The following is a 13,563-nucleotide window of genomic DNA, read 5'->3' as shown; positions in this document are numbered from 1 at the left end:
GATCCCGTGATGATTCCCCATAAGAAAAGCGCAAGCCTGGGCCTCTGTGCCCTGGCGGCCGCGGTCGCCCTGGCCGGCTGTGCGGGCCTGCCCGACCAGCGCCTGGCCAACGAAGCCCTCAAGCGCGGCGACACCGCATTGGCCGAGCGCAACTACAAGGCCCTGGCCGACCTGGGTTACAGCGACGCACAAGTGGGCTTGGCCGACATCAAGGTCGCCACTCGCGACCCGGTGAAAATCAAGGAGGCCGAAGCCACCTACCGCGCTGCCGCATCTACCTCGCCGCGTGCCCAGGCACGCCTTGGCCGCCTGCTGGTAGCCAAGCCCGACAGCACGCAGGCCGAGCGTGAAGAAGCGCAAACCTTGCTCAAGGCCGCCGCCAGGCAAGGTGAAAGCAATACCCTGATCCCGCTGGCGATGCTCTACCTGACCTACCCGCAGAGCTTCCCCAAGGTCAACGCGCAGCAGCAGATCGACCAATGGCGCGCCGCCGGCAACCCGGAAGCGGGCCTGGCCCAGGTGCTGCTGTACCGTACCCAGGGCACCTACGACCAGCACCTGGGCGACGTCGAGAAAATCTGCAAAGCCGCGCTGAACGCTACCGACATCTGCTACGTCGAGCTGGCCACCGTTTACCAGAAGCGTGGCCAGGCCGATCAACAGGCCGCCCTGCTTGAGCAGCTCAAATCCGCCTACAGCCGTGGCGCGGTGCCGGCCACCCGGGTCGACAGCGTTGCCCGCGTGCTGGCTGATCGCAGCCTCGGCCAGACCGACGAGAAAACCGCCAAGGACTTGCTCGAACAGGTCGCCCCGGCCAACCCGGCGTCGTGGGTCAGCCTGGCGCAGCTGCTGTACGACTTCCCCGAACTGGGCGACACCGACCAGCTGATGGCCTACATCGACAAGGGCCGCGAGGCCGAACAGCCACGCGCCGAACTGCTGCTGGGCCGCCTGTACTACGAAGGCAAGACCCTGCCAGCCGATGCCAAGAAGGCCGAGCAACACCTGCAGGCCGCCGCCGACGCCGGCGAAATCAGCGCCCATTACTACCTCGGCCAGCTGTACCGCCGCGGTTACCTGGGCCATGTCGAGCCGCAAAAGGCCGTCGACCACCTGCTGGCTGCCGCCCGTGGCGGCCAGAACAGCGCCGACTATGCCCTCGCCCAGCTGTTCAGCGAAGGCCATGGCATCCGTCCACAGCCGGGCAACGCCTGGGTGTTCGCCCAACTGTCCCAGGTCAACCCGACACCACAGTCCAGCGAACTGCTGCAGCAGCTCGACCAGCAACTCACGCCTGACCAGCGTACCCAGGCGCAGAACCTGCTGGCGCAGGAAAAGCAGGCGCGCGGCAGCATGCTCCAGGGTGCCAACAGCACCTTGGCCCTCGAAGCGCTGCAAGACGACGAAAAAGAAGTAGAAGCTGAGGACTCGCTATGACGCTCAATCCATTCGTGAAAGCCGGCATTGGCCTGAGCTTCGCCCTGCTGTGGTCCTGCCCGACCCTGGCGGAAATGACCGCTGAAAAGAACTTCGGCCTGGATGTGAAAATCACCGGCCAGTCGGAAGACGACCGTGACCTCGGCACCCGCCCTGGCGGCGACGTCAACGGCCTGGGCCTCGACCTGCGCCCCTGGGTGTACGGCGAGCGCGGCAACTGGAGCGCCTACGCCATGGGCCAGGCGGTCACCGCCACCGACACCATCGAAACCGATACCCTGCGCCAGAACGACGACGGCACCACCACCGACACTGCCGCCGATGGCCGCAAGCAGGACAAGAGCTACCTGGCCATGCGCGAGTTCTGGGTCGGCTACAGCGGCCTCACTGCCTACCCGGGCGAGCAACTGCGCCTCGGCCGCCAGCGCCTGCGCAGCGACGATGGCATGTGGCGCGACACCAACATCGAAGCGCTGAACTGGACCTTCGACACCACCCTGCTCAAGGCCGACCTGGGCGTTGCCCAGCGCTTCAGCGAATACCGTACCGACCTCACCGAGCTGGCCCCGGAAGACAAGGACCGCACCCACATCTACGGCAACGTCGCCACGCAATGGACCCCGGGTCACTGGGTCGGCCTGCGCGCCCAACACACCCATGACAGCGGCAGCCTGAAAAACCCGGGCGAAACCGTCGACGCGCTGGACAAGACCCGCACCGGCGACCTCACCTGGCTGGGCCTGGAAGCCAACAGCGACGCCTACAACTGGCGCAACGACCACACCGTCAACTACTGGGGCAGTGTCACCTGGCTGACCGGTGACCGCGACACCCTCAGCAGCCAGACCGTCGGCGACCAGACCGTGGCCACCGGCAAGCAGAGCGGCAATGTCAACGCATGGGCCACCGACCTCGGCATCCGCCTGCGCCTGGACCCGCAATGGCAGGTCGGTGCGGCCTACGCCCGCGGCAGTGGCGGCGGTGGCGACGACGGTTCGAACAACTTCGAGCAGACCGGCCTTGAGAGCAACCGCTCCAACTTCACCGGCACCCGCTCGCGCGTGCACCGCTTCGGCGAAGCCTTCCGCGGCGAGCTGGGCAACCTGCAGGCGGCCACCCTGTTCGCCTCCTGGCAGCTGCGCGACGACTACGACGCCAGCCTCATCTACCACAAGTTCTGGCGTGTCGACGGCAACCAGAACATCGGTTCCAGCGGCATCAATGCAGTGGTCGACGACAACGGCGTGAACCGCCAACTGGTCGATGGCGAAAAAGACCTGGGCCAGGAAATGGACGTGGTCGTCACCAAGTACTTCAAGCAAGGCCTGCTGCCGGCCTCGATGAGCCAGGCGATCGACGAGCCTTCCGCCCTGGTGCGCCTGCGTGCCGGTGTGTTCAAGCCGGGCGATGCCTATGGCAAGGAAGCGGACTCTTACATGCACCGCGCCTTCGTCGACGTGATCTGGCGCTTCTGAGGCCGGGAGACCCCTGATGAACCTTCACCCGCACATCCGTCCCAGCCTCCTTGCCAGCGCTTTGCTGCTGGCAAGCCATTTGGCCGTCGCCGCAGAGCCCCAGGTGATCGCCAAGGAGCTGCAGCAGGCCAAGACCTATACCGTGGCCAGCGCACCGATCGAGCCGCTGCAGATGGACCCGCCGAAACTGCCTGACCTCACCGGCTACACCGCGCAGGCCGTGCAGAAGAAGATCGACCGCCGCCACAAAGGCAAGGTCAGCCTGCGCCGCATGTTCCAGGAGGACACCCTCAAGGAATTCGTCGGCGGCGACAACAAGGCCGCCGAGTGGGTGCAGCGCCAGCACGGCATTCCTCAGGCGATCTTCATCGATGACGGCCATGTCGACCTGGTCGAGCTGAGCAAGAAGGTGCCCAAGCAGTACCTCAGCGAAGTCGAGCCGGGCGTGTACCTGGCGCGCCTGCCGATCGTGGTCGGGCAGAAGGGCATTCTCGAGATCGACGGCAAGGTCAAGCAACTGCGCCTGTCCCAGGAAGGCGGTTCGTTCCTGGTCAACGACGGCAAGCTGTTCGTCACCGACACCCAGGTGATCGGCTGGCGCGAGAAGGACAACGGTCCGGCGACCTTCCGCTCGCCCAAGGAATTCCGCCCGTTCCTGCTGTCGTGGGGTGGCACCGAGACTTACATCGTCAATACCACGATGGCCAGCTTCGGTTATGCCAAGTCCAAGTCGTATGGCGTGAGCATCTCGCAGTACACACCGAACATGTCCAAGCGCATGGGCCGCGCGGAACCCACCGGCTGGATCATCGGTTCGACATTCAGTGACATGTGGTACGGCTTCTATTGCTACGAGACCTCCGACTTCGTGGTCAAGGACAACACCTACCACGACAACATCGTCTACGGCATCGACCCCCACGACCGCTCGCACCGCCTGATCATCGCCGGCAACACCGTGTACGGCACCAAGAAGAAGCACGGCATCATCGTTTCGCGTGAGGTCAACGACAGCTGGATCATCAACAACAAGAGCTACGACAACAAGCTTTCCGGCGTGGTGATCGACCGTAACAGCGTCAACAACCTGGTGGCCTACAACGAGATCTACCGCAACCACACCGACGGCATCACCTTGTACGAGAGCGGCGACAACCTGATCTGGGGCAACAAGCTGATCAACAACCGTCGCCACGGCATCCGCGTGCGCAACAGCGTGAACATCCGCCTGTACGAGAACATCGCCATGGCCAACGGCCTGGTCGGCGTGTACGGGCACATCAAGGACCTGTCCGATACCGACCGCGACATCGCCCTCGACCCGTTCGACACCAAGGTGTCGCTGATCGTGGTCGGCGGCGAGCTGTCGGCCAACGGTTCCGGCCCGCTGTCGATCGACTCGCCGCTGTCGGTCGAGCTGTACAAGGTGTCCATGCTCGCCCCGCGCAAAGCCAGCGGCATCAGCCTCAACGGCGTGCTTGGCGAACGCCAGGACGAAATCCTCGACCTGCTGGTGCGCCAGCAGAAGGCCGTGCTGATCGACCCGGTCGAACGCCAGACCGAAATGATCGATTAAGGAAGCCCAGACCATGACTCCACACCTGATGAAACTGCTGGGCCTGTCCGCCGCCCTCCTGGCCATCAGCCAGGGCGTGCGCGCCGACGAAGTGAAGGCCCCGACCTTCACCGCCGAGCCCTGCTGCCAGCTGTGCCCCGAGGCGCATGACGCGAGCCGCTACACCACTCGCTACCAGCAGAACTTCACCACCCTGGTGCAGGCCCAGGGTGACTGGCTGTTCCGTACCCGCGAAGACCTGCGTACCGAGTTCAATACCACCCCGGCCGGCTACAAACGCCTGCAGCAGGTGCACGATGCGTTCAAGAAGCGCGGCGTGGAACTGGTCGTGGTCTACCAGCCGACCCGTGGCCTGGTGAACCGCAACATGCTCAATCCGGAAGAGAAAGCCGCCTTCGATTACCAGAAGGCACTGGGCAACTACCAGGCCATGCTCAAGCGCTTCGCCAGCATGGGTTACAACGTCCCCGACCTGTCGCCGCTGACCAACGAGCAGCTGGCCGCCGCCGACCAGGGCAAGGACTTCTACTTCCGTGGTGACCAGCACTGGACGCCTTACGGCGCCGAGCGCGCCGCGAAGATCGTGGCCGAAACCGTGCACAAGATGCCGGCCTTCGAAGGCATCCCGCGCAAGGAATTCGAAACCCACAAGTCCGGGCGCATGGGCAAGACCGGCACCCTGCACAACGTTGCCGGCCAGCTCTGCGGCACCAGCTACGCCGTGCAGTACATGGACCAGTTCACCACCGAGCCGAAAGGCTCGACCGGCGGCGGCGACGACCTGTTCGGTGACAGCGGCAACGCCCAGATCACCCTGGTCGGCACCAGCCACAGTGGCAAGAACTACAACTTCTCCGGTTTCCTGGAACAGTACATCGGCGCCGACGTGCTCAACGTCGCCTTCCCCGGTGGCGGCCTGGAGGGCTCGATGATCCAGTACCTGGGCAGCGAAGAATTCCAGAAGAACCCACCGAAGATCCTCATCTGGGAATTCTCGCCCCTGTACCGCCTGGACCAGGAAACCATCTGGCGGCAGATCCTCGCCCTGCTCGACGACGGCTGCGACGATCGCCCAGCCCTGATGAGCGCCAGCGCCACCCTCAAGCCCGGCAAGAACGAGCTGATGGTCAATGGCAAGGGCGGCGTGATCAAGGACCTGATCAACCGCAACATGCAAATGGACGTCAAGTTCGAAGATCCGTCGGTCAAGGTACTGCAGGCCACGCTCTGGTACCTCAATGGCCGTCACGAAGACATCAAGCTGGAAAAACCGGAGACCTCGGACACCGATGGCCGCTTCGTCTTCCAGATGCGCGAAGACGAAGACTGGGCCGGTCAGAGCCTGCTGGCCTTTGAAGTCCAGGGCCCGGAACAAGGCACGCAGAAAGTCGAAGCCAAGCTCTGCAAACGCAACAACTTTGCCGTGCCCGCGCAGACTGCGCAGGCTGGCCAGTGAGGCGACCATGACCATGTTCAAGCGAATTTTCAGCCCCGCCCTGCTTACCCTCGCCCTGTTTGGCAGCGCCGCACAGGCCGCGCTGGTGCCCCCGCAGGGTTACTACGAGGGCATCGAAAAGCTGAAGACCAGTGACGGCAACTTCCGCTGCGAGCCAGCCCCCAAGCCGTATACCGGCGCGCTGCAGTTTCGCAGCAAGTACGAAGGCTCGGACAAGGCCCGGGCGACGCTCAACGTCGCCTCGGAAAAAGCCTTCCGCAAGTCCACCGAAGACATCACCACGCTCGAGAAGGGTGTGAGCAAGATGGTCGGCCAGTACATGCGCGACGGTCGCCCGGCGCAGCTCGACTGCACCCTGGCCTGGCTCGGTACCTGGGCACGCGCCGATGCGCTGCTGTCCACCGACTACAACCACACCGGCAAGTCCATGCGCAAATGGGCGCTGGGCAGCATGAGCGGTTCGTGGCTGCGCCTGAAGTTTTCCAACTCGCAGCCGCTGGCCGCGCACCAGGCCGAGGCCGAGCTGATCGAGAAGTGGTTCGCCCGCCTCGCCGAGCAGACCGTGCGCGACTGGAGCGACCTGCCGCTGGAGAAGATCAACAACCACAGCTACTGGGCGGCCTGGTCGGTGATGGCCACCGCCGTCGCCACTGACCGCCGTGATTTGTTCGACTGGGCCGTGAAGGAATACAAGATCGGCGCCAACCAGGTCGACGAACAGGGCTTCCTGCCCAACGAAGTCAAACGCAAGCAGCGTGCCCTGGCCTATCACAACTATGCCCTGCCGCCGCTGGCGATGATTGCCAGCTTCGCCCAGGCCAACGGCGTGGACTTGCGCGCCGAGAACAACTTCGCCCTGCAACGCCTGGGCGAAGGCGTGCTGGCGGGTGCCCGCGATCCAAGCCACTTCAAGGAACGGGCCGGCGAGAAACAGGACCTGACCGACCTCAAGCTGGACAGCAAGTACTCCTGGCTCGAGCCCTGGTGCGCGCTGTACCACTGCGTCGGCGACACCCTGCAGCGCAAGCAGCACATGCAGCCGTTCAACAGCTTCAGGCTTGGCGGCGACATGACCCGGGTCTACGACCCGAGCGCGGAATCGAAGAAATAACGCGCCCCCACGGGGGCTAGGTCCCCCCACCTTTTGCGTGGGGGGTTTGGGGGGCGCTGTGCCCCGGATGCTGTGAACAAAAAGGAGAACCGGGATGGTCTTCTCGTCCAACGTGTTCCTGTTCCTGTTCTTGCCGGTCTTCCTAGGCCTGTACTACTTGAGCGGGCAACGCTATCGCAACCTGCTGCTGCTGGTCGCCAGCTACATCTTTTATGCCTGGTGGCGGGTCGATTTCCTCGCCCTATTCGCCGGCGTGACCCTGTGGAACTACTGGATCGGCCTGAAAGTCGGCGCCGCCGGCGTGCGCACCAAACCGGCCCAACGCTGGCTGCTGCTGGGGGTGGGCGTGGACCTGGCGATCCTCGGCTACTTCAAGTACGCCAACTTCGGCGTCGAAAGCCTCAACGCGATCATCACCTCGTTCGGCCTCGAACCGTTCATCCTCACCCACGTGCTGCTGCCGATCGGTATCTCGTTTTATATCTTCGAGTCGATCAGCTACATCATCGACGTGTACCGCGGCGACACCCCGGCCACCCGCAACCTGATCGACTTCGCCGCGTTTGTAGCGATCTTCCCGCACCTGATCGCCGGCCCGGTGCTGCGCTTCAAGGACCTGGTCGACCAGTTCAACAACCGCACCCACACCCTGGACAAGTTCTCTGAAGGCTGCACCCGCTTCATGCAGGGCTTCATCAAGAAGGTGTTCATCGCCGATACCCTGGCGGTGGTGGCCGACCATTGCTTCGCCCTGCAGAACCCGACCACTGGCGACGCCTGGCTCGGCGCGCTGGCCTACACCGCGCAGCTGTACTTCGACTTCAGCGGCTACAGCGACATGGCCATCGGCCTGGGGCTGATGATGGGCTTCCGCTTCATGGAGAACTTCAAGCAGCCGTACATCAGCCAGTCGATCACCGAGTTCTGGCGGCGCTGGCACATCAGCCTGTCGACCTGGCTGCGCGACTACCTGTACATCACCCTGGGCGGTAACCGCAAAGGCACCTTCAACACCTACCGCAACCTGTTCCTGACCATGCTGCTGGGCGGCCTGTGGCACGGCGCAAACTTCACCTACATCATCTGGGGCGCCTGGCACGGCATGTGGCTGGCGATCGAGCGGGCGCTGGGCATCGACACCAACCCGCAACGCTTCAACCCGGTCAAATGGGCCTTCACCTTCCTGCTGGTAGTGGTCGGCTGGGTGATCTTCCGTGCCGAGAACCTGCACGTCGCCGCCCGCATGTACGGTGCCATGTTCAGCTTCGGTGACTGGCAGCTGTCGGAACTCAACCGCGCCCAGCTCACCGGCCTGCAGGTAGCGACCCTGGTGATCGCCTACCTCACCCTGGCGTTCTTCGGCCTGCGCGACTTCTACCGCAACGCCACCCCGGCAGCAGCCGTGCGCACCCCGGCCCAGGTCAACGCCGACGGCTCGATCGGCCTGGACTGGACCCGGGTGATGACCCGCGCCCTGATCCTGCTGCTGTTCGTGGCCTCGATCCTCAAGCTTTCGGCGCAGAGCTACTCGCCGTTCCTGTACTTCCAGTTCTGAGGTGGATGACATGACCCGGACATTACGCGTCACCTATTCCCTGTCGTTTCTCGGCCTGCTGGTGGGCATGGGCGCCTGGTCCACCGGCGGCTTCGAAAGCTTCCACCGCACCGAGCAGATGACCCTGCTCAACGGCAAGCTGGCCAAGGCCGCAGAGACCCATTACGACGACCAGTTCCCGATCAAGCGCCTGGGCACCAACCTCTGGGCCGCGCTGGACTTCAAGCTGTTCAACGAAGGCCGCCCGGGCGTGGTGCTGGGCCGCGACCAGTGGCTGTTCAGCGACGAAGAGTTCAAGCCCAGCGCCGGTGCCGAGCAGCAGATGCAGGACAACCTGGCACTGATCCGCGGGGTACGCGACACCTTGCAGAAGCATGGCAGCCAGCTGGTGCTGGCGATCATTCCGGCCAAGGCGCGGGTGTATTCCGAGTACATCGGCAAGCAGCAACCGGCCAGCCTGCACGACGACCTGTACAACCGGTTCCATGCCCAGGCACGCCAGGCCAACGTGTTCGCCCCTGACCTGATGGCAGCCCTGGAACAGGCCAAGGCCCGCGGTCAGGTATTCCTGCGCACCGACACCCACTGGACGCCGATGGGTGCCGAAGTGGCGGCGCAGGCGCTGGCCGAGGCCGTCAGCCGCCAGAGCCTGCTCAACGGCACCCCGCAGACCTTTATCACCGAAGCGGGCAGCACCGCCCCGTACAAGGGTGACCTGACCAACTTCCTGCCCCTGGACCCCCTGTTCAGCAACCTGCTGCCGACCCCGGACAACCTGCAGCAACGCACGACCCGCCCTGCCGAGGCCGCAGGCGAAGGCGGCGATGCGCTGTTCGCCGATAACCAGATCCCGGTCGCCCTGGTGGGCACCAGCTACAGCGCCAACCCGCACTGGAACTTCCTCGGCGCGCTGCAGCAGGCGCTGCACAGCGACGTCGCCAACTACGCCGAAGACGGCCACGGCCCGCTGCTGCCGATGCTCAAGTACCTGCAGAGCGATGCCTTCAAGAACGCCGCGCCACAAGTAGTGGTGTGGGAATTCCCCGAACGTTATCTGCCAATGACCAACGACCTCAGCAGCTTCGATCCGCAGTGGATCGCACAGCTGAAGAACTCACGTCAATCCGAAGAAAACCTGGCCTTGTCGTCCACCCGGACGAATCACTGATCGATAGAGAGGAAATGCACATGACTACCAAGACTTCCATTGCCAAAGCCCTCACCCTCGCGGCCGGCCTTTCCCTTGCTTCCATGCAGGCCTTCGCCGGCGCCGACGCCGCGCTGTACGGCCCCAGCGCACCGAAAGGCTCGACCTTCGTGCGCCTGTACAACGCCACCAGCGCCCCGGCTGCGGCCAGCGTCGGCAACACCCAGATCAAGCAGGTCGGCGCCCAGGCCAGCAGCGACTTCAGCTTCCTGCCGGGGGGTGACTACACCGCCCAGGTCGGCGGCAAGAGCGTGCCGGTGAAGCTGGCGGCGGACAAGTACTACACCCTGGTCAACAGCGCCAGCGGCACGCCACAGCTGATCGAAGAACCACCGTTCAAGAACAAGCAGAAAGCCTTGGTTCGCGTGCAGAACCTCAGCGACCAGGCGGTGACCCTGAAGACCGCCGACGGCAAGACTGAAGTAGTGCCGTCGGTGGCCACCAAGGGCCGCGGCGAGCGTGAAATCAATCCGGTCAAGGTCAACCTGGCCTTGTTCGAAGGCAACAAGAAAGTCAGCGACCTGAAACCGGTCGCCCTGGAGCGTGGCGAAGCGGCCGTGCTGTACGTAACGGGTTCCGGCAGCAACTTGTCGCCGGTGTGGGTAACTCGCCCCGTGGCTAGCAACTGATCCCCCTGCCTCATAACGACTATTGGAGAAACATGATGATCCCGGTAATTCTTTCTGGTGGTAGCGGTTCCCGTCTGTGGCCTCTGTCGCGCAAGCAGTTCCCCAAACAGTTCCTGGCACTGACCGGCGAACACACCCTGTTCCAGCAAACCATCGAACGCCTGCGCTTCGACGGCATGGACACCCCGATCGTGGTCTGCAACAAGGACCACAAGTTCATTGTCCAGGAGCAGCTGGCAGCCCTGAAACTGGAAACCCAAGGCATCCTGATGGAGCCGTTCGGTCGCAACACGGCCCCGGCGGTGGCGATGACGGCCATGAAGCTGGTCAACGAAGGCCGTGACGACTTGATGCTGGTGCTGCCCGCCGACCACGTGATCGACGACCAGAAGGCCCTGCAACGCGCCCTGGCCCTGGCTACCGTGGCTGCCGAGCGCGGCGAGATGGTGCTGTTCGGCGTGCCGGCAACCAAGCCGGAGACCGGCTACGGTTACATCCGTTCCAGCCAGGACGCGCTGCTGCCCGAAGGCGTGGCCCGGGTTGCCCAGTTCGTCGAGAAGCCCGACGAGAAGCGCGCCGCCGAGTTCGTCGCCGCCGGTGGCTACTTCTGGAACAGCGGCATGTTCCTGTTCCGCGCCAGCCGCTTCCTTGAAGAGCTGAAAAAACACGACTCCGACATTTACGACACCTGCCTGCTGGCCCTTGAGCGCAGCCAGGAAGACGGCGATGTCTTGAGCATCGACGAAGCCACCTTCGCCTGCTGCCCGGACAACTCCATCGACTACGCGGTGATGGAAAAGACCCAGCGTGCCTGCGTGGTGCCAATGTCGGCCGGCTGGAGCGATGTCGGCTGCTGGTCGTCGCTGTGGGAAGTGCACGACAAGGACGCCGACGGCAACGTCACCAAGGGCGACGTGGTGGTGCAGGACAGCCGCAACTGCATGATCCACGGCAACGGCAAGCTGGTGTCGGTGATCGGCCTGGAGAACATCGTCGTGGTCGAGACCAAGGACGCGATGATGATTGCCCACAAGGACAAGGTCCAGGGCGTCAAGCAGATGGTCAAGACCCTCGACGAGCAAGGCCGCAGCGAAACCCAGAACCACCTGGAAGTGTATCGCCCGTGGGGCTCGTACGACTCGGTGGACATGGGCGGCCGCTTCCAGGTCAAGCACATCACCGTCAAGCCAGGCGCCAGCCTCTCGCTGCAGATGCACCACCACCGCGCCGAGCACTGGATCGTGGTGTCCGGCACTGCCGAGGTGACCTGTGACGAGAACGTGTTCCTGCTCACCGAGAACCAGTCGACCTACATCCCGATCGCCTCGATCCACCGCCTGCGCAACCCCGGCAAGATCCCGCTGGAGATCATCGAGGTGCAGTCTGGCAGCTACCTGGGCGAGGACGACATCGAGCGCTTCGAGGATGTCTATGGGCGGACTTCGACGCCGATCGAGCGTGGCGTTTCGGTGAAAACCATCGCGCAGTAAGCAACACCCAAGGGGCCGCCAAAGCGGCCCCTTCCTTTTGAGGCCAGCCCGTTTTGGCGCTACGATGGTCAGACCTGCGCAACCAAGGTCTGCCCGCCCCATGATCATCGGTGCCTTTCTCCTCCTCACCTGGCTGGTGCTGCTGTTGCGCTACCCGGCCAAGGCCCTGCCGATTACCCTGGCCGCGATCTGTGGCCTTGGCCTGGTGGCATTGCTGGTCATCTGGCAGGACAACCGCGAAGCCTCGCAACTGGCACGCCTGGAATTGCGCCTGAGCTATGCCCCCGAACACTGCCCTGCAGACCGTGCGCTGCAGGTGCGCATGAAGAACGGTAACGAAGTGCCATTGACCGAACTGCGCTGGCGCGTAGCGGCGTATGCACCGGGCGATACCGTGAACCTGGCAGAAAACACCTACAACGCACCGCGTTACCGTGGCCCGGGTGAGTTGCAGCCAGGCGCGGAGTGGGAGGACTGCCTGCCACTGCCACCCTTGCGCTCGGGATATCGCCCACAGACACTGGAATTCCGTGCCGAGCATCTGCAAGGTACATTTGCCAATTGATTCATGGCCTGTGCCGGCCTCTTCGCGGGTAAACCCGTTCGCACCGATACAGCGTTGCCCTCTGGCTCCGCGCGGTCCCTGTGGGAGCGGGTTTACCCGCGAAGAAGCCGGCACAAGTCCCTACAAATCCACCTGCTAACAGGCCTCAACCCATGCCCACCGTCCTGATCACTGGTTGTTCCAGCGGCATCGGCCGCGCCCTGGCCGACGCCTTCCGCGATGCCGGCTACCAAGTCTGGGCTACCGCCCGCAAGCCTGAGGATGTCGAGCGACTGAACGCCGCTGGCTTCAGCGCCCGGCAACTGGACGTGAACGACAGCGAGGCGCTGGCCTGCCTGGCCGAGGAACTGCAAACCCTCGACATCCTGATCAACAACGCCGGCTACGGTGCCATGGGGCCGCTGCTCGACGGCGGCGTCGATGCCCTGCGCCAGCAGTTCGAGACCAATGTCTTCGCTGTTGTCGGGGTGACCCGCGCACTGTTCCCGTTGCTGCGCCGTGCACGCGGGCTGGTGGTGAATATCGGCAGCGTCTCGGGGGTGCTGGTAACGCCGTTCGCCGGCGCCTACTGCGCGTCCAAGGCCGCCGTGCATGCCCTGAGCGACGCACTGCGCCTGGAGCTGGCGCCGTTTGGCATTCAGGTGATGGAGGTGCAGCCGGGGGCGATTGCCTCGCAGTTCGCCAGCAATGCCCAGCGCCAGGCCGATCAGGTGCTGGCGGCGGATTCGCCGTGGTGGCCGCTGCGCGAGCATGTGCAGGCGCGGGCGCGGGCATCGCAGGACAAGCCGACGTCGGCGGCGGAATTTGCCCAAGGGGTGGTGGCGGCAGTTGGCAAGTCGCCGGTGCCGGGTGTGGTGCGGTTGGGCAATGGCAGCACGGCGCTGCCACTGATGGCCCGCCTGCTGCCACGGCGGTTGCTGGATTGGGCGTTGCGCAAGCGCTTCGGGCTCCTGCGCCCACTCTGAACACCCCATTGCCTGTGCTGGCCCTTCGCGGCTAAAGCCGCTCCTACAGGGACGGCGCCGCCCTCGGGCCCGGTGCTATCCCTGTAGGAGCGGCTTT

At 64.2% G+C, this 13,563-nt stretch carries 11 protein-coding genes; all 11 read left to right on the top strand.

Annotated features, from left to right (window positions below):
* Window positions 1–9 precede the first annotated feature (9 nt).
* The 11 genes from algK (at window position 10) to L6D64_RS06000 (ending at window position 13,466) form a co-directional block, all read left to right on the top strand.
* Window positions 10–1,437, top strand: a complete 1,428-nt coding sequence (gene algK, locus L6D64_RS06050) for an alginate biosynthesis TPR repeat lipoprotein AlgK (RefSeq protein WP_176508262.1) — start codon at window positions 10–12, stop codon at window positions 1,435–1,437.
* The gene (locus L6D64_RS06045; RefSeq protein WP_176508260.1) at window positions 1,434–2,912 is read left to right on the top strand and encodes an alginate export family protein; all 1,479 of its coding nucleotides are present in this window, start codon (window positions 1,434–1,436) and stop codon (window positions 2,910–2,912) included. The genes algK and L6D64_RS06045 overlap by 4 nt, the downstream gene beginning before the upstream one ends.
* A gap of 16 nt (window positions 2,913–2,928) precedes the next feature.
* Entirely contained in the window at window positions 2,929–4,488 is a 1,560-nt protein-coding gene (algG, locus tag L6D64_RS06040; protein WP_054884676.1) for a mannuronan 5-epimerase AlgG, read from the top strand.
* A gap of 13 nt (window positions 4,489–4,501) precedes the next feature.
* Entirely contained in the window at window positions 4,502–5,944 is a 1,443-nt protein-coding gene (locus tag L6D64_RS06035) for an alginate O-acetyltransferase (protein WP_054884677.1), read from the top strand.
* Window positions 5,945–5,951: 7 nt separating this feature from the next.
* On the top strand, window positions 5,952–7,055 hold the full coding sequence (locus tag L6D64_RS06030; RefSeq protein WP_176508259.1) for a mannuronate-specific alginate lyase: 1,104 nt from the start codon (window positions 5,952–5,954) through the stop codon (window positions 7,053–7,055).
* 94 nt (window positions 7,056–7,149) lie between these two features.
* Window positions 7,150–8,610 carry an MBOAT family O-acyltransferase gene (locus L6D64_RS06025; RefSeq protein WP_054884679.1) on the top strand — a complete coding sequence of 487 codons (1,461 nt, stop codon included), beginning with the start codon at window positions 7,150–7,152 and terminating at the stop codon, window positions 8,608–8,610.
* A gap of 10 nt (window positions 8,611–8,620) precedes the next feature.
* On the top strand, window positions 8,621–9,778 hold the full coding sequence (locus L6D64_RS06020) for an alginate O-acetyltransferase (RefSeq protein ID WP_176508257.1): 1,158 nt from the start codon (window positions 8,621–8,623) through the stop codon (window positions 9,776–9,778).
* Between the two features lie 20 nt (window positions 9,779–9,798).
* Window positions 9,799–10,446, top strand: a complete 648-nt coding sequence (locus L6D64_RS06015; RefSeq protein WP_176508256.1) for an alginate O-acetyltransferase AlgF — start codon at window positions 9,799–9,801, stop codon at window positions 10,444–10,446.
* A 35-nt stretch (window positions 10,447–10,481) separates the two neighbouring features.
* Window positions 10,482–11,936 (top strand): mannose-1-phosphate guanylyltransferase/mannose-6-phosphate isomerase, encoded by a 1,455-nt coding sequence (locus L6D64_RS06010; protein WP_176508364.1) that lies wholly within the window; start codon window positions 10,482–10,484, stop codon window positions 11,934–11,936.
* A gap of 100 nt (window positions 11,937–12,036) precedes the next feature.
* Complete coding sequence (locus L6D64_RS06005) at window positions 12,037–12,501, top strand: multidrug transporter (RefSeq protein ID WP_176508255.1); 465 nt, start codon at window positions 12,037–12,039, stop codon at window positions 12,499–12,501.
* A gap of 152 nt (window positions 12,502–12,653) precedes the next feature.
* Window positions 12,654–13,466 (top strand): SDR family oxidoreductase, encoded by an 813-nt coding sequence (locus L6D64_RS06000; protein WP_176508254.1) that lies wholly within the window; start codon window positions 12,654–12,656, stop codon window positions 13,464–13,466.
* Window positions 13,467–13,563: the final 97 nt, after the last annotated feature.

It is taken from the genome of Pseudomonas urethralis, from assembly GCF_021602465.1.
Lineage (GTDB): Bacteria > Pseudomonadota > Gammaproteobacteria > Pseudomonadales > Pseudomonadaceae > Aquipseudomonas > Aquipseudomonas vlassakiae.
This window is presented reverse-complemented; position numbering and strand designations above follow the sequence as displayed.

Excerpts from the sequence above, each read along its gene's own strand:
- L6D64_RS06020 (WP_176508257.1), top strand. The coding sequence starts at position 8,621 with ATGACCCGGACATTACGCGTCACCTATTCCCTGTCGTTTCTCGGCCTG.
- algK (WP_176508262.1), top strand. The coding sequence starts at position 10 with ATGATTCCCCATAAGAAAAGCGCAAGCCTGGGCCTCTGTGCCCTGGCG.
- algG (WP_054884676.1), top strand. The coding sequence starts at position 2,929 with ATGAACCTTCACCCGCACATCCGTCCCAGCCTCCTTGCCAGCGCTTTG.
- L6D64_RS06045 (WP_176508260.1), top strand. The coding sequence starts at position 1,434 with ATGACGCTCAATCCATTCGTGAAAGCCGGCATTGGCCTGAGCTTCGCC.
- L6D64_RS06010 (WP_176508364.1), top strand. The coding sequence starts at position 10,482 with ATGATCCCGGTAATTCTTTCTGGTGGTAGCGGTTCCCGTCTGTGGCCT.
- L6D64_RS06005 (WP_176508255.1), top strand. The coding sequence starts at position 12,037 with ATGATCATCGGTGCCTTTCTCCTCCTCACCTGGCTGGTGCTGCTGTTG.
- L6D64_RS06000 (WP_176508254.1), top strand. The coding sequence starts at position 12,654 with ATGCCCACCGTCCTGATCACTGGTTGTTCCAGCGGCATCGGCCGCGCC.
- L6D64_RS06015 (WP_176508256.1), top strand. The coding sequence starts at position 9,799 with ATGACTACCAAGACTTCCATTGCCAAAGCCCTCACCCTCGCGGCCGGC.
- L6D64_RS06025 (WP_054884679.1), top strand. The coding sequence starts at position 7,150 with ATGGTCTTCTCGTCCAACGTGTTCCTGTTCCTGTTCTTGCCGGTCTTC.
- L6D64_RS06035 (WP_054884677.1), top strand. The coding sequence starts at position 4,502 with ATGACTCCACACCTGATGAAACTGCTGGGCCTGTCCGCCGCCCTCCTG.
- L6D64_RS06030 (WP_176508259.1), top strand. The coding sequence starts at position 5,952 with ATGACCATGTTCAAGCGAATTTTCAGCCCCGCCCTGCTTACCCTCGCC.